1 protein-coding gene is annotated in these 414 nt (G+C 29.7%); it reads right to left on the reverse strand.

Features of this window, described 5'->3' with window-relative positions:
• Positions 1 to 414 (reverse strand): phosphate/phosphite/phosphonate ABC transporter substrate-binding protein (phnD, locus tag DF216_RS10565; RefSeq protein ID WP_129326788.1); only part of this gene is annotated, 414 nt, incomplete at both ends.

Here is a 414-nt window from a genome sequence, read left to right on the forward strand (position 1 = left end):
AATTGGGAATGTGTAACCTGCTGTTGAAGTTACATCTTGTAATGCGATTTTTTTACCTTTTAAATCTTTTAAGCTATTAATACCTGAATTCTTTTTAACTAAGATTTCTGATTTATAATCTTTTACAAGTTTTTTGTTACTAGAACCATCTTCATTCACACCATAACGTTGTGCTTGTAATAATAAATCAGCTGCTTTTTGATCATGTGCTAAAGTGTAAGCAGTTGGTGGTAAGAAACCAACATCTACTTTTTTAGATTTCATTGCTTCAACAATTGTATTGTAATTTGTTGATACAGAAACTTTTACTGGAATACCTAATTTCTTAGATAATAATTTTTCAAGCGGTTTTGCTTTTGCTTCAAGTGTATCTGCATTTTGTGATGGTACGAATTGTACAGTTAATTCTTTAGG

This window comes from Streptococcus oralis, from assembly GCF_004127215.1.
Classification (GTDB): domain Bacteria; phylum Bacillota; class Bacilli; order Lactobacillales; family Streptococcaceae; genus Streptococcus; species Streptococcus oralis_BD.